Raw genomic sequence first — 22,488 nt, forward strand, 5'->3', positions numbered from 1 at the left:
CGCACGGCTAGGCCTGCGTTGGCGACGCCTTGGCAGCACCAAAAATGTCTCAGAAATATTTGCCACGACTAACCGCACGGGACACTAACCGGCCGGCGACTCGGCGAGCTCGGCCGGGAATTCCACCCAGAAGGTACAGCCCCCTCCTGGGGTCTCGTCCACCCAGATGCGCCCCTGGTAGAGGCGGACGATCTTGCGCACCGTGGCCAGGCCGATTCCGGTGCCCTTGGTACCTGAGGCGCTGGCGCCGCGTTTGAACAGGTCGAAGATGGTGCCTCTTTCCGCCTCGGGGATTCCAGGCCCGTGGTCCAGGACGTAGAGCAGCAGCCGGCCGCCGATCAGGCGGCTGCCGATTTCGATCGGTTTCCCCGGTCCGGCGGCATAGCGCAGGGCATTGCCGAGCAGATTGCCGTAAAGCTGGCTGAGAAAGGTGCGGGGAATGCGCAAGTGCGGCAGGCTGCCGATTCTGATCTCCGCCTGACGTTCGCCGATCTGGTCCTGCAGCTCCTCGATGGTATTGCGCAACACCCTGGCCAGTTCCACCGGTCGCTCCACCGGCTCGGGCATGCCGACCCGCGCCAGTTCCAGCAGGTCTTCGAGCAGGGCGAGCATGCGGTGCCCCTGTCCCTCAATTTCTTGGAGCATTTCCCGGGCGTGATCGTCCATGCAGTGGGCGTATTCAGTCTGCAACATTTCGGCGTAGGCAATGATCGGGGTCAGCGGCGTACGCAGGTCGTGAGAGACGGTATAGACGAAGGCGTCCAGCTCCCGGTTCGCCTCGAGGAGATTTTCCTCGGCCTCTTTGCGCGCAGTGATATCCCGGTAGACGGCGAGCTTCTGGATCTTTCCGTTGGGGGCCTCCAGAGGGGTGTCAATGATTTCGTAGGTGCAGCGGTTGAATGGAGTCGTTCGTTCGGACCGCACGGTCTGCCCTTCGAGCACCGCCGCCATCGGACATTCGCCACAGGGCGCGTCCAGGTTGTAAAAAGCCTTGTGGCAGGCCTTCCCGTGATGGTCGCCGAAGGTCTTGACCATTGCCCGGTTCATGAACTGGATGCGGTGATCCGCCGAGGCGATGTAGGCAAAATCGCTCATGGCATCCAGCACGTTGCGCAGCTGGGTCCGCTCCTTCTCCAACTCCCCGGTGCGGCGCTGCACCGCGTGCTCCAGATCATAGGTCTGCTTGCGCAGCTTTTTCTCCAGTTTCTTGTAGGCGGTTACGTCGATGAAGGATTCTACTCCGCCTATGATCTGCCCCCCTTCGTCCCGAAGATAATCCATGTTCTTCAGAATGGTGATGCGGCCCCCGGTGGCTCGCTGTAATGAACAGGTTACGCCGAGCACCGGTTTGGGGACCTTTTTTGAAAAAAGCCCACAGAATTCCCCACAGGGAACCCCGTCCAAAAACGAACAATGCTGACCGATTACCTGGTCGGCACGGTAGCCGGTGATGCGCTCGGCCTCGCGGTTCCAGTAGAAGATGCGCTGGTCGCGGTCGACCAGGAACAGCCCGCTGGGAATGTTGGCGAGAATGTGCTGCAGCAGTTTTTCGTGTTTCAGATCCGGCCCCATGTATTTCCCCGTTCGAAGGGTCTCTTTTGGCAAAAACAATATACATTAGCACGGAGTTATTTACCATTATACCGGCAAATCTACGGACGGGGAGTGCGCGCAAGCACAGTCACCGCCACGGCGGAAGCTCCGCCGGTCAGTAGGACCCGGCTGCATTCACGGGCGGTGGCGCCGGTGGTCATCACGTCGTCCACCAGAATGACTCGCTCCCCAGCGAGGGGGCCAAGCAGGCGGAAGGCCCCTTGCAGATTGCGTTGTCGGATGTCGGCCTTAAGCGCCTGCTGGGGCGGGGTATCCCGGGTGCGTACCAGGGACCGGCAGGCCACCGGCACGCCCCAGCGGCGCCCCAGGACTCTGGCGATCAGCAGCGACTGGTTGTAGCTGCGCCGGCGCAAACGGTCCCGGTGGAGGGGAACCGGCAGCAGCAGGTCAGGCTCGAACTCCCGCACCTGGTCGGTAAACCGATCGGCCAGCAGCGAGGCGAGCGGCCGGTCCAGGCCGATGGCGCCGGAGAATTTCAAGCGCTGCACCGCGCTCTGCAGGGTGCCCATGTACAGCCCCAAGGCTGCGACCCAGGCAAAAGGCGGGGGCCGCCGCAGGCAGGGTTCGCAGAGGTGGTCGGTACCCTCTTCGGCCGGGTAGGGGAGGGCGCAGCGGGGGCAGCAGGGGGACTCCAGGGGACGGATGCCGGCCAGGCAGGCGGGGCAGAGTGGCGGCTGGTCAGGTCCCTGGGGGAGGTTGGCGCCGCACAGGGGGCAGGCGGGGGGAAGCAGCAGGTCGAGCAGGGCTTGGAGTTGGGGGAGAAGGCGGGAGCGGAGAAGAGGCAAGGGGGGCTCCTTGGATGGAAATTCTCTCTAGGTATCCTTTTGGCTTGGCCCCAAAGAAGGCCGCCAGGGCTCCTTGCCCGCCATAGCCCTTCAAGCAATGGCGGGTCCACTTCACTCCGCCTGCGTCACACGGGAGGTAATTCGGAGCGGGCAAAGCGGTCAAACAAAGAAGCCTGGGAGGCGTGAGCTTCCCAGGCTTCTTTGTTCAGGTATGCAGCAGGCTGCGGCCGGTCATTTCGGGGGGGATCTCCAGGCCCATCAACTCGAGGATGGTCGGGGCGATGTCGGCGAGGATGCCCGGGCGCAGGGGCTGGTTCTTCCTTTCGGGGTCGACCAGGATCAGCGGCACCAGGTTGGAGGTGTGGGCGGTGTGCGGTTGGCCCTTTTCGTCAACCATCTGCTCGCAGTTGCCGTGGTCGGCGGTGATCAGCAGCGAGCCGTCGGCGGCCAGCACCGCATCGACCACCCGGCCGATGCAGGCGTCCACCGTCTCCATGGCCTGCACCGCCGCCGGCAGGATCCCGGTGTGGCCGACCATGTCGGGGTTGGCGTAGTTGAGCACGATCAGGTCGTAGGCCCCCGAGGCGACCCGGGCGACCACCTCGTCGGTGACCGCCGGCGCGCTCATGGCCGGTTTCAGGTCATAGGTGGCCACGTCCTTGGGCGAAGGGATCAGCACCCGGTCTTCGCCCTCGGAGGGAACCTCGCTGCCGCCGTTGAAGAAGAAGGTGACGTGGGCGTACTTCTCGGTTTCGGCGATGCGCAGCTGGGTCCTGCCCGCCCGGGCGACCAGTTCGCCGAGCAGGTTGGGGCAGGTCTCGGCGGGAAAGGCGACCGGCAGGCCGAAAGTCTCGTCGTACTCGGTCATGCAGACATAGGCGGCAAGCTCGGGGAGCTTGCCGCGCTTGAATCCCTGGAACTCCTGGTCGGTGAAGGCTCGGGTGATCTCCCGGGCCCGATCGGAGCGGAAGTTGAAAAAAATGATCGCGTCACCGTCGTCGACGGTGCCTGCCGGGCGGCCCGCGCTGCAGATCACCCGCGGTTCGACGAATTCGTCGGTCTGGCCTGCGGCATAGGCGCCGCGAATCGCCTCGGCGCTGGTGGCGACGGCGACCCCCTGCCCCTCGCTCAGCGCGCGGTAGGCCCGTTCCACCCGCTCCCAGCGGTTGTCGCGGTCCATGGCATAGTAGCGGCCGGTGACCGTGGCGATGCGGCCCAGGCCGGTTTTATTCAGCTTGTCTTCGAGTTGGGCGAGGTAGTCGATGGCGCTCTGCGGTGGCGTGTCGCGCCCGTCCAGGAACGGGTGGATGCAGACATCGCTGATGCCGGCCCGTTTGGCAAGCTCGACCAGGGCGTAAAGATGGGTGTTGTGCGAATGAACCCCGCCGTCGGAAAGCAGCCCCAGCAGGTGCAGTTTGCCCCCGGTCTTTTTCAGGCTCTCGAGTGCCTGGGCGAACACCTGGTTGCTGAAAAAGTCGCCGTCGGCGATGCTTTGGCTGATGCGGGTCAGATCCTGGTAGACAATGCGCCCGGCGCCCAGATTCAGGTGCCCGACCTCCGAGTTGCCCATCTGCCCATCGGGCAGCCCGACGTCGAGCCCCGAGGCACCGATGCGGGTGTTCGGGTATTCCTCCAGCAGGGCCTTGAGGCGGGGGGTGCTGGCCTGGCAGACCGCGTTGTTGTCGCAGGTCTCGCGGATCCCCCAGCCGTCGAGGATGACCAGGGCAATGGGACGTCGGGCAGACTTGGTCATTCGGCTCTTTCTCCGTGGTGGATCTCCCTGGCCTCGGCCGCCTTCGCCGTGGCCTGCTGGATGATCTGCCGTCCCTCCAGGGAGAAACTGCCCCAGGAGCCGCAGGCCCCGCAACGGCTCTGCCATTCGGCCGCAGTCGCGCCGCAGGACTCGCAGGCATAGCCGAGGTGCAGGCGCTTGTCGACGCCGAGGGCTTTTTTGTATTCCTGCATGGCGTCTTCGGGGCGGTTGCGGCGGCGGTGGGCCTCGGCGAGCAACAGGTGCAGTTTGGGTGATTGGACCCCGGCATTCTCCACGGCGGAGAGCTGTTCGAGGGCTTCGTCAACCATTTCCAGGCGCAGGCAGAGCTTGCCGTAGAAGAGGCGGAACATCAGGTCATCCCCCCGGTCGGCGAGCATTCCGCGGTAAATGGCCAGCAGCGAGGAGGGGTCCTCGGCATCCAGGAAGAGGTCCTCGAGCCGGGAGAGGAACACCGCCTTGCCGGTGGCCCGGTATCCCTGTTGCCAGGCCTTGGAAGCCTCCTCGCGGCGGCCGGCGACCTTGTAGGCGTCGCCAAGGGTAACCCGGGCCGGGACGAACTGGGGATCCTGGCGGATGATGTCGTTGAGTTCCTTCAGCTCGGCCTTGCACTGATCGGGGGCGCATTCCGCGATGGTCTTGCGCACCACCTCGTAACGGAGCGAGACCAGGCGTTTCTGCTCCTCGCCGTTGCCCTGGCTGGCCTTGGCCAGCTTTTTCTGCAGGTCGAGCGCTTCGCTCCACTGGTCAAGGCGAATCCGCAGATCCCGCAGGCCAGCCAGTGCTTTGCGGTTGGCAGGTTCGCCGGCAAGAATCTGTTCGAAGGTTTTGACGGCTTCCTGGGGCTGGCCGGTGGCTTCGTAGGCGGTGGCCAGTTTGAAGAGAACTTCGAGGTTGGCGGGCTCCATGTCCCTGGCCTTGAGCAGCTGTTTCAGCCCCTGCTGGGCATCGCCGGCCTGGGCATGGACATCGGCCAGGGCGATGTGGGCATCGATCCGCTTCGGATCGCGATCCAGGGCTTTCTGCAGCAACGACTGCGCTTTGCGGGTATCCCCCGAAACCAGCCGGGACATCCCCTCCTGGTAGGCGTTGGTGATTTCTCTGGCCTTTTTGTCCCGGCGGGTGCTTTTCCAGTGCCGCACCTGGGAGGCGAAGACGGTGAAGACCGTGACCACGAAGCCGAGAGCCAGGCCGACCAGGATGCAGGCCACCACCATGACGGCGACGGAGCTGGTCAGGGAAAAATCATTGTAGAAGAAGATGGTGACTTCCTGGGGGTTGAGACCAAGAAAGTAGATGAACGCGGCAAGAAAAACAATAACGACTAATAACATGGCCAGGATTATCATCATGATCTCCTCCTGCGGGCTGACGCCCGGATATTATCCCTCCGAAAAGCTGTCGCTCTCCTTGCCCCTGGGCCGACCGAACCCGGTTTATCCTCCGGCGGGGAGAAGCCGTTGCATTTCAGGCAACCGATCACTCACCGAATTTTTCGACTTCGGTCTTGCAATCGATGCAGTAGCGCGAAAAAGGGCGCACTTCCATGCGCTTGGGGGCGATCTCCTCCTCGCAGCGCAGACAGATGCCGTATTCGCCGTGCTCGATCCGCTCGAGGGCGGCGTCGATGTCCTTGATTTTCTGACGCTGGGTTTCACTCAGGTTCAGCAGCACGTCGCGGTTGTAGGTGTTGGAGGACATGTCGCCGATGTCGGGAACGTCGCCCTGGGCAAGTTCGCGTGCGGCAGCGGAGCAGTCCTGGACTTCCTTCATGACTTCGCGTCGCATTTTCAGCAACCGTTCGCGGGCCTGTTCCATTTCTGATTTTTCCATCGTTAACTATACCACTCCTTTGGATTCGGTCATCCTCAGCGATTGTGATAGGGTTCGTTGCGCAAGATGGTCAAACCCCGGTAAATTTGCTCAAAAAGAAAAAGCCTGGCCATCTGGTGGGTGAAGGTCATGGCCGAAAGGGACAGCACCAGATCCCCCCGCTGTTTGACGCGCTCCCCGAGCCCGTAGGCGCCACCGATGACCGCGACCAGTTCAGGGGTGCCCTGCACCATATGACGGCCGAGCAACTCGGAGAAGCCCTCGCTGCTCAGGGAACGACCGTTTTCATCGAGGACCAGGACGAAGGCCCCGTCCGGGATCCTCGCCAGGATCCGCTCGGCCTCCAGGTCGCGAATCCGGCGCGGATCGGGTTTTTTGCCGCCTTGCTTTTCCTCTTTCAGTTCGATGATTTCCAGGGGGAGGTAGCGTTGAATCCGGCCGGCATATTCCTCGGCGCCTTCCCGCAGAAAGGCTTCGGAGAGCTTGCCGACGCAGACCAGGCGCAGTTTCAACTGGCCCCGGCCTTTTTCTCCCAATGGAACTTTTCGGGGATGGAGACCTCGGGAGCCTCGCTCCAGAGCCCGTCGAGATCGTAAAAATGGCGGACCGGCTCCTGGAAGATGTGGACCATGACGTCGCCGTAATCCAGCAGAACCCAGCGCCCCTCGTTTTCCCCCTCAACGGCCAGGGGCTGGACTTCGTGGTCTTTTTTCAATCCGAGACGCACCGATTCGGCCACCGCCTGAACGTGGCGGTCCGAGCTGCCGGTGGCGATGAGCAGGAAGTCGGTCAGGGTGGAAATGCCGGCTACTTTGAGCAGCCTGACGTCGAGTGCTTTTTTTTCAAGGGCGTAAGCTGCACAGAGAATCGCCCGATCCTGGGACTGCAAAATGTTCTTACCTTTCCATGTCGCGATAGAGGCCGTGGTTGGCGATGTACCGGTCAACCGCCTCGGGGACCAGGTATCTGACGGAACGATTTCGGGAAACCAGGGTCCGGATGTGGGTGGAGGAGATGTCCAGAAAGGTTTCCTCTAGGAAAATCACCGACCTGCCGCTGCGATGCGTCAGCGCTTGGGCCGAGCAATCATAACAGAACTCATCCTGAATGGCAACGGGAAGCAGCTCCCGGGGATCCCCCCTGTGGACCCCGGGGCGAGCGGCCACCACAAGGTTGGTCAGCTCGAAGAGTCGGCGGTATTCCTTCCAGGAGGCCAGGTCCCGAAAGGAATCCATGCCGATGATGAAATGGAGCTCGTCACCTGGCCTTTGCCGGCGCAGAATTTCCAGGGTGTGCACCGAGTAGCTCTTGCCGCCGCGTCGCGCCTCGAGATCCGAGGCCTCGAAGTGCGGGTTGTCGGCGATGGCCGCCTGGACCATGGCGAGCCGCTGGGCGAAGGGGACGTTGCCGGCTGTCGACTTGTGCGGCGGCGTTGCGGCGGGGATGAACAGGATCCGCTCCAGTCCACAGGCTTCACGCACCTCTTCGGCGATGCGCAGGTGCGCGAGGTGGATGGGATTGAAGGTGCCGCCGAGGATGCCGAGTTTCATAAGCAGTGAGGAGTGAGGAGTGAGGAGTGAGGAGTTAAAGGCTTTTTCGCCTCACCCCTCACGCCCTACGCCTCAGGATCTTATTTGCCCATCCCCCAGAACCACGAACTTGCGGGTGGTCAGATCCTCCAGCCCCATGGGACCGAAGGAGTGGAGCTTGGTGGTGGAGATACCGATTTCGGCGCCGAGGCCGAGCTGGTTGCCGTCGGAGAAGCGCGAGGAGGCGTTGACCATGACCACGCTCGAGTTGACCTCGCGCAGAAAGCGCTGCGAGTTCCCGTAATCGCGGGTGACGATGGTTTCGGTGTGCAGCGAGCCGTAGCGCTGGATGTGCTCAATGGCCTCGTCGATGTCGTCGACGACCTTCACCGCCAGGATCAGCTCGAGAAACTCGGTCCCCCAGTCGTTTTCGGTGGCGGCCTTGACTTCGGGAGCGAACTCCCTGGTTACCGGGCAGCCGCGCACTTCGACCCGCTTGGCGCGCAGGGTGGCGACGATGCGCGGCACGAAGGTCTCGGCGATGTCCTTGTGGATCAGCAGCGTCTCCATGGCGTTGCAGACCCCGGGGCGCTGAACCTTGGCGTTGACGCAGATCTTCTCGGCCATGTCGTAGTCGGCGCTGGCGTCGACGAAGGTGTGGCAGACCCCCTTGTAGTGCTTGATGACCGGGATGCGCGAATGCTCGCTGACGAAGCGGATCAGCCCCTCGCCGCCGCGGGGAATGATCAGGTCGATCTGCTCCTCGAGCTTGAGCAGTTCGAGCACGGCGCTGCGCTCGGTGGTGGTGACCACCTGCAGGGCGGCCGCGGGCAGGCCCATGGCCGCCATCTCGGCCTTGAGCAGGTCGCCGATGGCGCGGTTGGAGTGGAAGGCCTCGGAGCCGCCACGCAGGATCACCGCGTTGCCGCTTTTCAGGCACAGCCCGGCGGCATCGGCGGTGACGTTGGGGCGCGACTCGTAGATGATGCCGATCACCCCGAGGGGGATGCGCATGCGGCCGACCTGGATGCCGTTGGGGCGGCGCCACATGCCGGTGATTTCGCCTACCGGGTCGGGCAGGTCGGCGACCTCGCGCAGCCCGTCGGCCATCGCCTTGATACGACCCTCGTCCAGGGCCAGCCGATCGACCATGGCCGGGGCCAGGCCCTTGTCGCGGGCCGCGCCAAGGTCGAGCTCGTTGGCGGCGAGCAGATCGTTGGCCCCTTTCTCCAGGGCATCGGCCATGCGCCGCAGCATCTCGTCCTTGACCGCGGAGGACAGGTTGGCCATGGCACGCCCGGCCTTGCGGGCATCCTGGGCCAGCTTCAGCATCTCTTCGCGAATTGTCATGATCTTTGTCCTTTGGGAGGAACTCCGGCCGATCGGACTGATCGGTCGGAGCAGCATTGCATGATCTGATTACTTATTTAACACAAGATTGTCCCGGTGGACTACCTCGTCGCCGTACTTGTAGCCGAGAATGGCGGCGATCTCCGAGGTTTTCTTGCCGAGGATGGGGAGCAGTTCGGGGAGCGAGTAGTTGATCACCCCCTTGGCGAACTCGACCCCGTCGAGGTCGCAAAGGCGCACCGCGTCGCCCCGCTCAAAACCGCCCTCGACCCCCTTGATGCCCGAGGGGAGCAGGCTTTTGCCATTCTCCATCAGGGCGCGCCGGGCCCCTTCGTCGACAAACAGCTTGCCCCGGGGCTTTTTGGTAAAAGCGATCCAGTGCTTCTTGGCCGCCATCCGGTCGCGGGCCGGGAGGAAGTAGGTGCCGAGTTCCTCGCCGTCGAACAGCCGCGGGAGAATTCCCGGGATCCGGCCGTTGACGATGATGGTGCCGGCGCCGTAGAGGGCCGCGCGCTTGGCCGCCCGGACCTTGGTGAACATCCCGCCGGTCCCCACCAGGCTGCCGGCGCCGCCGGCCATCGCCTCGATCTCCTCGGTCACCCGCTCGACTTCGGAGATGCGCCGGGCGTCCGGGTGCTTGCGGGGGTCCTTGTCGTAGAGCCCGTCGACGTCGGAGAGGATGGTCAGCAGGCTCGACTCGGTGAGATTGGTCACCATGGCCGAGAGGTTGTCGTTGTCGCCGAAGCGGATCTCGTCCACCACCACCGTGTCGTTCTCGTTGATGATCGGCACGATGTCGTACTCGAGCAGGGTCATCAGGGTATTGCGGGCATTGAGGTAGCGGCGGCGGTTGGCCAGGTCGTCCCGGGTCAGAAGAACCTGGGCCACCTTGGTCCCCTGGCTGTTGAAGGCTTCCTTGTAGGCGCGCATCAGCCGGCTCTGGCCGATCGCGGCCGCGGCCTGCTTGAGGGGGATGGACTGGGGCCGGCCGGTGATGCCCAGGTCGCCCCGGCCGGCGGCCACCGCCCCGGAGGAGACCAGCACGACCTCCAGACCCCTGGCGCGCAGGGCGCAGACATCCCGGCTGATGGAGGCGATCTGTCCCTCCTCCAGCCCCTTCTGGTCGGAGATGACCCCGCTGCCGATCTTTATGACTACGCGTTTGACGTGGCCGAGCAAGTTCTTTCGCATGGCTTGCCGTATGATGGAAGGTACCGGATTTTAACGGGAAATAGGCGGTATCTTAACTGCGCACAGCGCTGCTGTCAAGGTGTGTCCGGGTCCAGGGGATCGAAAGTGGTCTTGGGTGGGGCGGCCCGCAACCTGTTCAGCTGGCCGCCGATCGCCTCCACGAGCTCCCGGAGGCCCTCGCCGGTAACCGCCGAAATGGCGAATACCCGGTAGCCCTGCTGCTCGAACCAGGGGCGGGTCTGCTCGGCCAACTGCCGGGCTTCGGGGATGTCCATTTTGGTCATGACCACGAATTGGGTCTTTTCCAGCATTTCGGGGTTGTGGTGTTCCAACTCCCGGTTGATCACCTCGAACTGCTCGATGGGCTCCTGCTGCTGCATGCCCGAGGCGTCGACCAGGTGCAGGAACAGGTCGGTGCGCTCGACATGGCGCAGAAACCGGGTGCCGAGCCCGTGCCCTTCGCTGGCCCCCTCGATGAGCCCGGGAATATCGGCCATGACGAAGGTCTTGTGGCCGCCATAGCGCACCACCCCGAGATTGGGGACCAGGGTGGTGAAGGGGTAGTCGGCGATCTTCGGACGCGCGGCGGAAACCGAGGAAATCAGCGTCGATTTACCGGCGTTGGGCATGCCCACCAGGCCGACGTCGGCAAGCAGCTTAAGTTCCAGGCGCAGCCAGCGCTCTTCGCCGGGAGTGCCGGGCTGGACGTGGCGAGGGGCGCGATTGGTGGAGGTGGCGAAGCGGGCGTTGCCGCGCCCGCCCATGCCCCCCTTGAGCAGCAGCAGCTCCTGGCCGGGCTCGACCAGGTCGGCGAGCAGCTCGCCGGTCTCCTCGTCGTAGACCAGGGTACCCGGAGGGACCGTGATATACAGCGGGGCGCCGCTCTTGCCGTGCATGTTCTTGCCCATGCCGTGCCCGCCGCGCTCGGCCTTGTAGTGGACCCGGTAGCGGAAGTCGAGCAGGGTGGAAAGGCCCGAGTCGACCCGCAGCCAGACGTCGCCGCCGTGGCCGCCGTCGCCGCCGTCGGGGCCGCCCAGGGGGATGAACTTCTCGCGGCGGAAGGAGAGGCAGCCGCGCCCGCCGTCGCCGGCCTTGGCGTGGATTTTTACTTCATCGACGAAATTCATTGCTCGAAAGAATCCAGAATCCAGAATCCAGGAGCCCGAAGAAAGCCGGATGCTGACTTCTGACTCCCTGGATTCTTCTTTTTACCATAAAAAAGCCCGAAGTTCCTGCAGAACTCCGGGCTTTTTGCCTTGTCGATAGCTGGCGCGAAGCGAATCAGTCGGCGTAGACGCTGACCTTTTTCTTGTCGCGACCCTTGCGCTCGAAGGTGACGACGCCGTCGACCAGAGCGTACAGGGTGTAATCCTTGCCGCAGCCGACGTTGCTGCCGGGGTGAATGGTGGTACCCCGCTGACGGACCAGGATCGAACCGGCGGTGACTTTCTGCCCGCCGAAACGCTTGACGCCAAGGCGCTTGCCAACGCTGTCGCGACCGTTTCGGGTGCTACCGACGCCTTTTTTGTGTGCCATGGTAAGCCTCCTTAAGCCTCAATGCCCTGAATTTTCAGGCGGGTGATGGGCTGACGGTGTCCGTACATCTTGCGATAGCCTTTGCGCCGCTTGGAGTGGAACACCAGGATCTTGGTATCCTTGGCCTGCTCCACGATCTGCGCCTTGACTTTCGCGCCTGGCAATAGAGGTGTTCCGATCTTAACCTCTTCTCCGCCGACCATAAGGACCTCGTTCAGCTCGATGGAATCGCCCACCGCGCCTTCGATCTTCTCGATTTTCAAAAAATCGCCTTCGGAAACTTTGTACTGCTTCCCTCCGGTCTTGATCACCGCGTACATGTAACTCACCTCGCTCTCGTTTCGGTTTTTTCTGAATCCAGTAACGGGGCACTATAACTGCGGCTCCGGGGCCTGTCAAGGATAAAGTTGCCCCGGCTTCCGTGCCGGGTGGGGCAACCTCAGGGGCTGCTCGTCAGGGCTTCGGCGATGGCCTGGATTTCCGCGGCGCTCAGCCTGATATGCTGCATGGTCGGGTTGTTGGCCAGTTGGAAGGCGATCTGCGGCGCGCTCCGGTTGGTTATGTCGGGGCCGACATTGCCTTGGCCGAGGCCGTTGCCGACATGGCAGACGCCGCAGTTGGCCTGGAAGAGCGCGGCGCCGTCGAGGGCGATGGCGCAGGCCCCCTGGGGGACGTCGCTGAGCGCGGCGCCAAGCCGGGTGGCCGGGGCATCGTTGCCGGTTTCGAACAGTTGGAAGCTGCCTTCGGCAGCGCCGTTGTTCACCACGAAGCTCGAGTTGGCGGCGGCGTTGGCGTTGTCGATCAACTCCAGGCAGGCGGTTGCCGTGGCGCCGCCGGCGATGGCGGCGCGCAGATCGCTCGCGGCGGCGCTGGTGGACAGGTCGTTGTTGGCGACGAAGCCCTTGAATGCCGAGCTGCCCTGGGCCTCGAGGTCGACGGCCTCGCCGGCACTGCCGGAGATGACATTTCCGGAGAGCACGGCCGTGACCAGCGCCGCTCCGCGGCTGGTGATGTTGATCCCCTCGTTGCCGTCGGCGCCGGCACCGGCATCGGTAAGGGTGTTGGTCAGGATATTCACCGCCAGTGCCGCGCCGGCGCCCTCCAGGTCGATGTTGATCCCGTCCTGGCCGGGATTGCCGATCGTGTTGCGGCTGAGGCTCAGGGTGGCCGCAACGGGCGTCGCGGGAGCCGGGTCGCCCGCCTGGTCCTCGTTGTTGGCCAGCTTGACCCCGTCGCGGGGAGAGCCGGTGATGGTGTTGCCGGCCACCCGGTTGCTGCCGGTGAGGTTGAGCAGGCGAATCCCTTCACGGCCGGTGAGCGGAGCGAAGGTGATGCTGTTGTCGTGCAGATGAAAACCGCCGCCGCCCAGGGCGAGAATCCCCTCGTTGAAGGTCGCCTGGATGCTGAAGCCGGCCACCTCGTTGCCAGTGGCGAGCAGGATCACCGGGGTGTTGCCGGGCAGGCCCAGGGCGGCGTTGGAGATGAGCGCGTTGGGGAAGGGGTCGACAATCGGCACGCCGTTGATTTTCAGCCCCACCCCTTCGCCGAGCAGTTTCTGGTCCTCCTGCAGGGCGATGCCCTGGTCCTGGCCGGCGGCGGTGCCGTTGCCGGCGAAGACGAAGATGGTGTCGCCGGCGTCCGAGGCCGCCTGGGCCTGGGCCAGGCTCAGGAACGGATTCTGGTCGCTCCCCTGATCGGCCCCCGGGTGGTTGTTGCGCACGAACCAGATGCGTTCGGCCAGGTTGATGGTGACCTGGGTCGGCAGGGAACCGGCCACCGTGTACCTGAAACTGTCGGCGAGGTTCTGCGCACCCGTGGGGGGATCGTAAACGAAGGCCCCGGTGGCGGTGTTGACCGCAAGGCTTCCGCCGAAGGCCGATGTACTGTCGGCCGCGGCAATGACCGAGCCGGGCGGATCATTGGCCAGCAGGCCATTGGCGGCGCTTACCGAGAGCCGGGTGTTGCCCATCCAATTGAACACATCGGCCTGGGGGGTGGGGTCGCACAGGTCGCCGATGCCGTCGCCGTCAATGTCGGCCTGGTCGGGGTTGGCGCTGTTCGGGCAATTGTCCGAGGCGTCAACGATGCCGTCGCCGTCGCTGTCGGTGGCGGTATTCCCGGGGGGCGGGGTGGCCCCGCTGTTGCTGCTGCCGCCTCCGCCGCAGCCCGCCAGGGCAAGCGCGAGGATTGCCAGGAGTGCCGCGAGTTTGACCGTTGAGAGCATCTATTTTCCCCCTTGCAGAAAAAAAATCGGCCCAGGGAGGCTGTTTCAGCCATCCTGGGCCGCGAAGATAAATGGAATATCAGCTGATAACGATGGGGATCCGTGCCGTCACCAGCAGTGGTTCGGGATCCAGGACCTTCTGCCCGTTGGTGTCGAAGAATTTCACCTCGGCGAAGGCGTTGACCGGGTTGGAGGAGCGGATCAGGGCGTCGAAGCGCCGGGCGGTGCTCATCCGGTAGGCAGTGCCGGCCTTAAGCTCGAAGGCGTGGTTGTAGCGCCCGTAGGGGGGGACCCCCAGGGCCCGGCCGTCGAAGGCGATAATGGTCACGTCCACCGGAAAGGTCACCTCGATGGTGTTGTAGGCGGCGTTGAGCACCCGCACCAGCACCACCTGATCGACCTCGGCGTTGACATCCACCTGCATGCCGGCTACGCCACTGTTCAGGGCGGCGGGGACGATGTTGCCCGAGGTGATGGTGCCGGTTTCGCCTCGGTGGGCCGGCACGGGCACGCCGGTGACGAACCAGTAGTCGGCGTTGTAGTCATGGAAGAAGCCGCGGGGGAACTGGTCGTCGAACCCCGGCCGCTGCACATCGGTCCCCGGGGCCGGCGTCACCGCCTCCCCTGAGAGTTGGCCGTCCTGGGTCAGGGCCCCGCCGGGATAAAATGCCTTGCCGTTGGAGGCCAGATCGCTCCAGACCGAGTCGCGGTCGTCGAGAACCCAGAGGGCTTCCACGTCGTATTCCACGGTGAAGGCATGGGGATCCGGGTCTTCCAAGGCGCCGTCAAACGGCCCGGCCACCCCCCAGACGGGGTCTCCGCCGACGAACTTGTCGCTGAATTGGGAGAAATCCTCCAGGTTGGCCGCGGTGCGGCGCGGATAGCCTCCGGCGAAATTGGGCAGGTTCGGATCCTGCTGGTCGAAGGCGTCGGGCGGCTCGACCAGGAACATCCCGTAGAGGCCGAACTCGAAGTGCTGCACCGTGTTGCGATGGCAGTGATAGAAGTAAGTGCCGATGAAATTCGGCTGCAGCTGGTAGGTATAGTGGCCGATCTCCACCGAGCAATGTCCCACCCCGTCGTTCATCGGGGTCGGCTCCAGGCCATGCCAGTGAATGGTGTGCGGCTTGGGCCCGTGCCCCTGGGCAAGGCAGTGGAAGATGACCCCCCGCGGCACACGGATGGTCGGTGCGGGCCAGATTCCGTCGTTGAGGGGGCTTTGCAGGCCATTGTCACGAAAAGCGAAGAAAACAAGTTCCTTCTGGTTGTCCCAGGTCGGCATAACCACCTTGTTCATCAGGTCGCGCTCGACCGTGCCGGGGACGTTCATCCGAAAATCGTCCGGCAGCTGGGCCTGCATGAAGGCCGGCACCGGGTTGTTGGGAGTCAGGAGCTCCGGGGTCGGCGGGTTGCTTTCCGCGGGCGGGTCCCACATCTTGGTCCAGGCGCCCTGCATCCCGGCGAGACGTTTACGGGGTATTCTGAAAGCCGGATTGGATCTTGACATACGCTATCTCCTCTGCGCGTGACGGGGGGCTCTTTACTCAGGATCCGGATTCGGAGCCGTCGGGCCATCCCCCGCTCGGCTTGCCGGTCACACCGATCTGGCGCCCGTGCATCAGCATCATCTCGAATTCTTCCTCCATGGGAAAGTTCATCTGCCCCGGAGTGTTGCGGTCGCCGAGGAAATAGATGCCGGCGATCATGCCGGAGTTATAGTTTCCTCCCTGGGCGACCTGCGACATTTCGGTGTGGTCGTGCATCGGGTAGCACAGGGGCGACTGGCGCACGGCGAGGTCGACCAACTGGTTGGGGTTTTCAAAGCTCTGCGCCGTTGTCCCCTGTGGAGGGAAAAACAGGTTCAGTTCCTGGGTGGGGGGCCAGGTGGTTGCCCCGCCGGGAACCGTCCGTCCGGCATCCTGCCGACCGATCCCGCGCAGGTTGGGAATATCCGGCGGCCGCATGAAGGGGATCGTGTAGTCGACCTGGTCCATCGGGTAGACGTTGTAGACATCGACCCACAGGGGATTTTCCGACGGTTCATTGTTGACTGCGGTCACGTAAAAATGGTTGGCGTGCAGGTGCAGCGAATGGACCTGCAGGCCGGCATTGAGAATGCGGATCACGCAGGGTTCGCCGACCCGGTGAAAGGGGGTGATCGCCGGGTTGTGGTGGGCGAAGAACCCCGACTGTCCGTTGATGGTGAAGAAGTGGGGCTTGCGATTGAATTCCGAAGTCTTCTCGGGGAACTCCGCACTGACGTCCGAGCGTGGGTCGTTGCTGGTGTTGCGGAACGGATCGGTCAGGAAATGCCTCACAAAATCCTCGGCCGGATAGGGCACTCCGGGGTTGTTCTCGTGATGCAGGCCGACCTCGTTGAACAGCACCGGGCTGACCTCGTGGCAAAGCCAGACGTACTGGCGGTAAGGGTCGGCCAAGGAGTTTGCCCGGGCGTCGCCCTCCTCCCAGGACAGGCCGGGCCACCAAGGCGCGGAGCCGAAGTCGTCGAACAGCTGCTGCACGCCGTTCGTGGGGTTCTTGTAGGGGGTCCACTTGTCGCCCGAGGCCTCCTTGGGCATAACCACGAAGGCGCCGTGCAGCCCCATGACCCTGTTGACCGGGGCGTTGAGGTTGTCGTGGTAGAGAAAGACGCCGGGGTCCTTGGCCTCGAATTCGCCGGAAAAGGTCTCGCCCGGCGCAATCGGCCCCGAATCGAGCAGGCCGGGAATGACGAAGGAGTGGTCGACGTCCAGAGTGTTGGTCACGTTGATGGCGATCCGGTCCCCTTCGAAGGCGAAGATCTGCGGTCCCGGGCAGTCAGAGGGAAAGCGGTCCTCCTTGTAGACCCAGAAATAGCACTCGGCCGCGCCGGCGCCGGGACTGTTCGGTTCGTGGGTGACCATCTCCTTGACGGCGTCGGTGATGGTGAAGTTGAGGGTCTCCACGATCTCGCCGGGCGGAGGGGTGCCATTGCCGCCAGTGTCGCCACCTCCCCCAGTGCCAGTGCCCCCGCCGGTGCCCGTTGCTCCGCTGCCGCCGCTGCCGCCCCCACCGCCGCATCCTACGACAATGGTGGCCAGGCCATAGCTGGCAAATCGGATGAAATCTCGCCTTCTCATGTTTTTCATGCCTCGCTCCTTCCCTCGGGAGAGGTGGATTTCCTGATATCGGTCACGCCGGTACAGTCTGCGCCGTCAGTGGCTGCTGGGGTGTTTGCGGTGTGAATGCAACTGGAATATGCGACAGGGTCACGGCGGGAGTGGGACATTGGCCGGCTGTCGGGTCGCGGCAGGTGCAGGGTGCAGGAAGACCGGGACTGCCGTTCGCAGATTAAGTATTCCGGTTTTCACCCTTGAAGTATATTGGGGTTATCCCTACTTTTCGGGTAGGGATGCCCCCCATTTTGCATGGGATTCCATTAAAATGCGTTTGGGGAGAGTGAGCCCGGCCTGCCGCCGGGGCGCGGCGGCAGGCCGGGTGAAGGGGCCGGATACGGGGGGGCTTTCAGCCCACCACGATCTCGAACTGCTCCTGGTGGAAGTTGGGGCGGGTGGCGATGGTGATCTGCTTCTCGTAGCGGGCTTCGATCTCCTCGATGCCGTGGCGCTCCTCGTCGTAGAGCAGCGCGGCGACATCGGGATGCACCAGCAGGGTCAGCCGGTAGCCCGGCATGTCGCGGATCTCGCGGCGCAACTCGCGGAAGATCTCGTAGACCATGGTGGTGCGGCTCTTGATGTAGCCTTTGCCCTCGCAGTAGGGGCACCCCTCGCAGAGGGTGCGGCCGATGCTCTCGCGCACCCGCTTGCGGGTCATCTCCACCAGGCCGAGCTCGGAGATCTTGAGGATGTTGGTCTTGGCCTTGTCGTTCTTCAGGGTCTCCTCGAGGGCCGAGTGGACCTTGTCCCGGTGGGCCTCCTTCTCCATGTCGATGAAGTCGATGATGATCAGCCCGCCGATGTTGCGCAGGCGCAGCTGGAAGGCGATCTCCTTGACCGCCTCGAGGTTGGTCTTGAGGATGGTGTCCTCGAGGTTGTGCTTGCCGACGTAGCGGCCGGTATTGACGTCGATGGCGGTGAGCGCCTCGGTCTGCTCGATGATGATGTAGCCGCCACTCTTGAGCCAGACCTTGCGCCCCAGGGCCCGGGCGATCTCCACCTCCAGGCCGAAGGCGTCGAAGATCGGCTCGTCGTCCTGGTAGAGCTCGATGGAGTACTTGAGCTTGGGCATGAAGGTGCCGATGAAGCGCACGATCTTGTCGTGCTCCTCCTGGCTGTCGACGACGATCCGGTCAACGTCTTCGGTGAGGATGTCGCGCAGCACCTTGCTGGTGACGTCCAGGTCCGAATGGATCAGGCAGGTGGCGCGCTTGTTCTCCTTGCGCCGGGTGATGTCCTGCCAGAGCCCGACCAGAAAGTCCATGTCCGACTTGAGGTCTTCCTCGGTCTTTCCCTCGGCGGCGGTGCGCACGATGAAGCCGGTGCCGCGGGGCTTCATCTGCTCCACGGCCTCGCGCAGGCGGTTTTTCTCCTCCTCGTTCTCGATGCGCCGCGAGATGCCGACATGGTCGACGGTCGGCATGAACACCAGGTGGCGTCCGGGCAGCGAGACGTGCGAGGTGATGCGTGCCCCCTTGGTGCCGATCGGTTCCTTGGCGATCTGCACCAGGATCTCCTGGCCCTCTTGCAGCAGGTCCTCGATGGGGGGCATGGGCGGGTGTTCGTCCCCGGCCTCCTCGCTGGGGGCGGGCCGGTGGGGGCTGCCCTCGATGAACTGCTCGACCGCCTCCATTTCGTCAAGCACGTCGGCCACGTAGAGAAAGGCGGCCTTCTCCAGGCCGATATCGACGAACGCCGCCTGCATGCCGGGCAGGACGCGGATCACCTTGCCCAGGTAGATGTTTCCCACGATGCCGCGTTCCCGGTTGCGCTCGATGTAGAGTTCGGCGATGTGCCCGTTTTCCAGCAGCGCCACCCGGGTTTCGTGGGAGGTCTTGTTGATGACCAGTTCCTTGGCCATGTCGCCTCCAGTTCGATTCTAAAAGGTTTAAAGCGTTAAATATGTAAAAGCGTAAATAGTCTATTCGAGGACCGTCGCGACCTTGCGGATGCGCAGGTGGCGCGCCTCTTCCTGGGTGCATCCCAACAGGTGCGCGGCGAGCAGGGTCGGGCTCCCCTTGGTCATTTTCAGCAGCAGGGCGCCGTCGACCAGCTCCAGATCCAGCACCCCCGGGCGCAAATCGACGCTCACCTGCCGGTGGCCCTTGTCGCGCAGGGCAGGTACGGCTTCGGCGCTCAGGAACTCCACAAGCCGGCCGGCCAGGTCGGCGGGCGCGGCGGGAGGCAGCTTTACCTGGTAAATGACCTCCCTAATGCTACCAGAGGGGGAGGGGCTTTTCCAGGGGAGGCCGGCTCCCTCAAGGATGCGGAACCCCTCTGGGAGCTGGGCATTGAGGGCGGTCACCACCTGCTCGGCGCTTAACGCGCGGAACAGCTCGATGTCGATGATCTCCGCATCACTCTCCACCCCGGTGGGCAGCGCGTCGGGGAAGGAGATGCGCGGCTGGGGATGGAAGCCGCCGGAAAAGCGCACCGGCAGTTGGGCCCGGCGGGCCGCCCGGTGGAACACGGTCATGAACTCCAGGTGGCCGACAAAACGCGCCTTGCCATCCTTGCGCAGGCGCAGACGGACCTTGTAGCGGTCCTCCTCGCCCGGCGGCGCCTCGGCTGGGCGCTCAGGCAGGGGGACTTCGCCATGCTGCACCTGGCGCATGCGCAGCTCTTCGAAGTCGCAGACCCCGCAGGCGCTGCAGGCTCCGTCCCGGCAGTCGGGGGTCGGGGCGCAGGCGAGGGCTTTGCGCCGCTCGCTCTCGAGGTAGCTTTTCGGCAGCCCGCAGTCGATGTGGTCCCAGGGGAGCACTTCGTCGCGCCCCCGCTCGCGCAGGTACCAGGCCGGATCGATGCCGCAGTCGGCGAAGGCCTGCTGCCAGAGGTCGAAGCGGAAATGGTCGCGCCAGCCGTCGAAGCGGCAGCCCAGGTCCACGGCCCGCTCGATGGCGGCGCCCAGTCGCCGGTCGCCGCGGGCAAAGACCCCTTCCATGAAGGATAGCTGGGCCTCGTGCCACTTGAGGCGGACCTTTTTCTTCTGCAGTCCCTCGCGCAGCAGCTTCTGGCGGCGCAGGGTCTCCTCGACGCCGATCTGCGGCTCCCACTGGAAGGGAGTGTGGGGCTTGGGGACGAAGGTCGAGACCGAAGCGTTGACGTCGGCGCCCCCTTCGGTGCCTCTGCCGCTGCGCTTGGCCTTGGCCGCGAGTTCGATGATCCCCTGCAGGTCTTCGTCGGTTTCCGTGGGCAGGCCCATCATGAAGTAGAGCTTGACCAGCCGCCAGCCCAGGGCGAAGGCGCTGCGGGTGGTCTCGAGCAGGTCCTCCTCGGTGATCCCCTTGTTGATCACCTGGCGCATCCGTTCGGTGCCGGCCTCGGGGGCCAGCGTAAAGCCGGTTTTGCGCACCTTCTTGATCTCCTCCATCAGTTCGGCGGTCAGCGAGCCGACCCGCAGGCTGGGGAAGGAGACCGCCACCTTCTGCTCGGCGTAGCGGTCCATCAGCCCCTTGAGCAGGGGCTCGATGCAGCTGTAGTCGCCGGTGGAGAGCGAGAGCAGGGAAACCTCCTCGTAGCCCGAGTTGGCCAGCGACTGCTCGATGATTTCGGCGATGCGTGCGGGGCTGCGCTCGCGCACCGGGCGGTAGATGTAGCCAGCCTGGCAGAAGCGGCAGCCGCGGGTGCAGCCGCGGGCGATCTCCACCGCCACCCGGTTGTGGATGGTGTTCATGAAGGGGAGAATCGGCGAGGTCGGGTAGGGAGCCGTCTCCAGGTCCGCCAGAAAGCGCCGGCGCACCCGCTCATAGCCCTGCTGCAGGGGGCGGATGGCGGCCAGGGCGCCGTCCGCGCGGTAGTCGACGTCGAACAGGGCGGGGACGTAGACCCCCTCGATGGCGGCCAGGCGCCGCAGCAGCTGGTCGCGGCTCTCCCCGGCGGCGCGGGAGACGCGCAGCGCCTCGCAGAGATCGACCACCGCCTCCTCGCCGTCGCCGATCACCGCGCAGTCGATGAAGTCGGCAAGCGGTTCGGGGTTGAAGGCGCAGGGGCCGCCGACCACGATCAGCGGCGCCTGGTCGTCCCGCTGGACGCGGCGGCGGGGGATGCCGGCCAGATCCAGCATGTTGAGCAGGTTGCTGTAGGAGAGCTCGTACTGCAGGGTGAAGCCGACGATATCGAATGCCCCCAGCGGCCGCTCCGACTCCAGGGAGCAGAGGGCCGTGGAGGTGTCGCGCAGATGCGCTTCGAGGTCGGGCCAGGGGGCGTAGGCCCGCTCGGCGGCGGCCCAGTCCAGGCCGTTGAGGATATGATAGAGGATGGGAAAGCCGAGGTGGCTCATCCCCACTTCGTAAACGTCGGGGAAAGCGAGGGCGAAAGTCACTTCGACTTTGCCGAGGTCTTTTTTAATGCTTCCCGGCTCGCCGCCGAGGTACCTGGAAGGGCGGCTTATGCTGGGCAGAACGTCGTCAAGATTCATGCTCGGTCATTCGCGCGGATCCGCCAGGGCGGTCCGCATTAGGGAGATGTTTTTCTTTTGTCCGCAAACCAATTACACTAACACGGGGCTGGAAGTCGGCACAACCCGAATTTGCCTCCCGCCCAGGCCGGGGCCCTGTTGAGGGCGTCTGCTGTATTTTGCGGGTCGGCTGTGTTATTTTCGGCTGGCGGTTTTACTTTTTCCTGGAGAGAAGATTCCCATGACCTATCCCGGCCTGCCGGAAGCCGACCTGCACGTGCATACCCTGGCCTCGGGCCACGCCTACAGCACCATCGGCGAGATTGCCGCCGAAGCGGCCCGCAAGGGGCTCAAGGGCATCGGCATGACCGACCACGGGCCGGCGCTGCCCGGCGGGCCCCACCCCTATCACTTCGCCGCCCTGCGCTTCGTGCCGACGCATCTTTTCGGGGTGCGGATTTTCCGGGGCGTAGAGGCGAACATCATCGGCGAGGGGGTGCTCGACCTCGAAGAGGAGCTGCTGGAAAAGCTCGATCTGGTCATGGCCGGTTTTCACGAAGGGTGCGGCTTCGACGACCTGGGGCGCGAGGCCAATACCCGAGCGGTGCTGGCGCTGATGGCGCAGCCGCGGGTCAAGGTCATCGTGCACCCGGGCAATCCCAATTTTCCTCTCGATTACGAAGCCGTCGCCCGTCGCGGCTTGGAAACCGGCACCGCCCTGGAGATCAACAACTCGTCCTTTTCCGTCAGCCGCAAGGGAAGTATGGAGAACTGCCGGCGGATCATCGAGCTCTGCGCCCGCCTCGGGACGCCGATCTCCCTGGCCAGCGACGCCCACATCGCCCAGAGGGTGGGAGAGTTCGCCGATGCGCTGCAGGAGCTTGCCAACGCCGGGGTAAAATGGGAGCAGGTGGTCAATCGCACCCTGGTCTCCACTCTGGCCTTCCTCGGGCTGCCGGAGTGAGCCTGCTTGTCGCCAGGCCCGACCAGGTGCGACGTTCAAGGGGCGGGTTGGCGGATCGATTCGGCTTGACAAGGGTGGCATCCTGCGGCTACTTTCCATTTTTATTGAAAATGAAAAGAGGTTTTGGTCGCCTTCGGCCG

The 22,488-nt window shown here is 64.2% G+C and carries 19 protein-coding genes; 1 reads left to right on the forward strand and 18 read right to left on the reverse strand.

The features are described from left to right. Nucleotides 1-84 precede the first annotated feature (84 nt). From DESUT3_RS03355 to DESUT3_RS03440, 18 genes are all read right to left on the reverse strand, one after another. The gene (locus DESUT3_RS03355; RefSeq protein ID WP_221251059.1) at nt 85-1,572 is read right to left on the reverse strand and encodes a PAS domain-containing sensor histidine kinase; all 1,488 of its coding nucleotides are present in this window, start codon (nt 1,570-1,572) and stop codon (nt 85-87) included. 80 nt (nt 1,573-1,652) lie between these two features. Next, nucleotides 1,653-2,399, reverse strand: coding sequence for a ComF family protein (locus DESUT3_RS03360; protein ID WP_221251060.1), 747 nt, complete (start codon nt 2,397-2,399; stop codon nt 1,653-1,655). A gap of 205 nt (nt 2,400-2,604) precedes the next feature. Then, on the reverse strand, nt 2,605-4,152 hold the full coding sequence (gene gpmI / locus DESUT3_RS03365; RefSeq protein WP_221251061.1) for a 2,3-bisphosphoglycerate-independent phosphoglycerate mutase: 1,548 nt from the start codon (nt 4,150-4,152) through the stop codon (nt 2,605-2,607). Further along, nucleotides 4,149-5,522 carry a lipopolysaccharide assembly protein LapA domain-containing protein gene (locus tag DESUT3_RS03370; RefSeq protein WP_221251062.1) on the reverse strand — a complete coding sequence of 458 codons (1,374 nt, stop codon included), beginning with the start codon at nt 5,520-5,522 and terminating at the stop codon, nt 4,149-4,151. The genes gpmI and DESUT3_RS03370 overlap by 4 nt, the downstream gene beginning before the upstream one ends. A 127-nt stretch (nt 5,523-5,649) precedes the next feature. Beyond that, nucleotides 5,650-6,003 (reverse strand): TraR/DksA family transcriptional regulator, encoded by a 354-nt coding sequence (locus DESUT3_RS03375; protein ID WP_225911606.1) that lies wholly within the window; start codon nt 6,001-6,003, stop codon nt 5,650-5,652. Nucleotides 6,004-6,038: 35 nt separating this feature from the next. After that, nucleotides 6,039-6,515, reverse strand: coding sequence for a 23S rRNA (pseudouridine(1915)-N(3))-methyltransferase RlmH (locus tag DESUT3_RS03380; protein WP_221251063.1), 477 nt, complete (start codon nt 6,513-6,515; stop codon nt 6,039-6,041). Beyond that, complete coding sequence (gene rsfS / locus DESUT3_RS03385; RefSeq protein ID WP_221251064.1) at nt 6,512-6,892, reverse strand: ribosome silencing factor; 381 nt, start codon at nt 6,890-6,892, stop codon at nt 6,512-6,514. Before rsfS ends, DESUT3_RS03380 begins: the two co-directional genes overlap by 4 nt. A 7-nt stretch (nt 6,893-6,899) precedes the next feature. Continuing rightward, nucleotides 6,900-7,553 (reverse strand): nicotinate-nucleotide adenylyltransferase, encoded by a 654-nt coding sequence (gene nadD, locus DESUT3_RS03390; RefSeq protein WP_221251065.1) that lies wholly within the window; start codon nt 7,551-7,553, stop codon nt 6,900-6,902. 72 nt (nt 7,554-7,625) lie between these two features. Further along, complete coding sequence (locus DESUT3_RS03395; protein ID WP_221251066.1) at nt 7,626-8,882, reverse strand: glutamate-5-semialdehyde dehydrogenase; 1,257 nt, start codon at nt 8,880-8,882, stop codon at nt 7,626-7,628. Between the two features lie 69 nt (nt 8,883-8,951). Beyond that, a complete protein-coding gene (proB, locus tag DESUT3_RS03400; RefSeq protein ID WP_221251067.1) occupies nt 8,952-10,073 on the reverse strand; it encodes a glutamate 5-kinase in 1,122 nt (373 codons plus the stop codon). 74 nt (nt 10,074-10,147) lie between these two features. Continuing rightward, a complete protein-coding gene (gene obgE / locus DESUT3_RS03405; RefSeq protein WP_221251068.1) occupies nt 10,148-11,200 on the reverse strand; it encodes a GTPase ObgE in 1,053 nt (350 codons plus the stop codon). Nucleotides 11,201-11,354: 154 nt separating this feature from the next. Further along, on the reverse strand, nt 11,355-11,609 hold the full coding sequence (gene rpmA / locus DESUT3_RS03410; RefSeq protein WP_221251069.1) for a 50S ribosomal protein L27: 255 nt from the start codon (nt 11,607-11,609) through the stop codon (nt 11,355-11,357). Between the two features lie 11 nt (nt 11,610-11,620). Next, the gene (rplU, locus tag DESUT3_RS03415; RefSeq protein ID WP_221251070.1) at nt 11,621-11,929 is read right to left on the reverse strand and encodes a 50S ribosomal protein L21; all 309 of its coding nucleotides are present in this window, start codon (nt 11,927-11,929) and stop codon (nt 11,621-11,623) included. 119 nt (nt 11,930-12,048) lie between these two features. Continuing rightward, the gene (locus tag DESUT3_RS03420) at nt 12,049-13,833 is read right to left on the reverse strand and encodes a thrombospondin type 3 repeat-containing protein (RefSeq protein ID WP_221251071.1); all 1,785 of its coding nucleotides are present in this window, start codon (nt 13,831-13,833) and stop codon (nt 12,049-12,051) included. 79 nt (nt 13,834-13,912) lie between these two features. After that, entirely contained in the window at nt 13,913-15,340 is a 1,428-nt protein-coding gene (locus DESUT3_RS03425) for a multicopper oxidase domain-containing protein (protein ID WP_221251072.1), read from the reverse strand. A 37-nt stretch (nt 15,341-15,377) separates the two neighbouring features. Then, on the reverse strand, nt 15,378-16,961 hold the full coding sequence (locus tag DESUT3_RS03430; protein ID WP_221251073.1) for a multicopper oxidase domain-containing protein: 1,584 nt from the start codon (nt 16,959-16,961) through the stop codon (nt 15,378-15,380). Nucleotides 16,962-17,337: 376 nt separating this feature from the next. Continuing rightward, on the reverse strand, nt 17,338-18,849 hold the full coding sequence (locus DESUT3_RS03435) for an Rne/Rng family ribonuclease (RefSeq protein WP_221251074.1): 1,512 nt from the start codon (nt 18,847-18,849) through the stop codon (nt 17,338-17,340). A gap of 60 nt (nt 18,850-18,909) precedes the next feature. Continuing rightward, nucleotides 18,910-21,405 (reverse strand): TIGR03960 family B12-binding radical SAM protein, encoded by a 2,496-nt coding sequence (locus DESUT3_RS03440; RefSeq protein WP_221251075.1) that lies wholly within the window; start codon nt 21,403-21,405, stop codon nt 18,910-18,912. A 220-nt stretch (nt 21,406-21,625) separates the two neighbouring features. On the opposite strand from DESUT3_RS03440, the gene DESUT3_RS03445 reads away from it, so the two are divergent. Next, on the forward strand, nt 21,626-22,348 hold the full coding sequence (locus DESUT3_RS03445; RefSeq protein WP_221251076.1) for a PHP domain-containing protein: 723 nt from the start codon (nt 21,626-21,628) through the stop codon (nt 22,346-22,348). Nucleotides 22,349-22,488 lie beyond the last annotated feature (140 nt).

The sequence above is a fragment of the Desulfuromonas versatilis genome (assembly GCF_019704135.1).
In the GTDB taxonomy this organism is placed as follows: Bacteria; Desulfobacterota; Desulfuromonadia; order Desulfuromonadales; family NIT-T3; genus Desulfuromonas_A; species Desulfuromonas_A versatilis.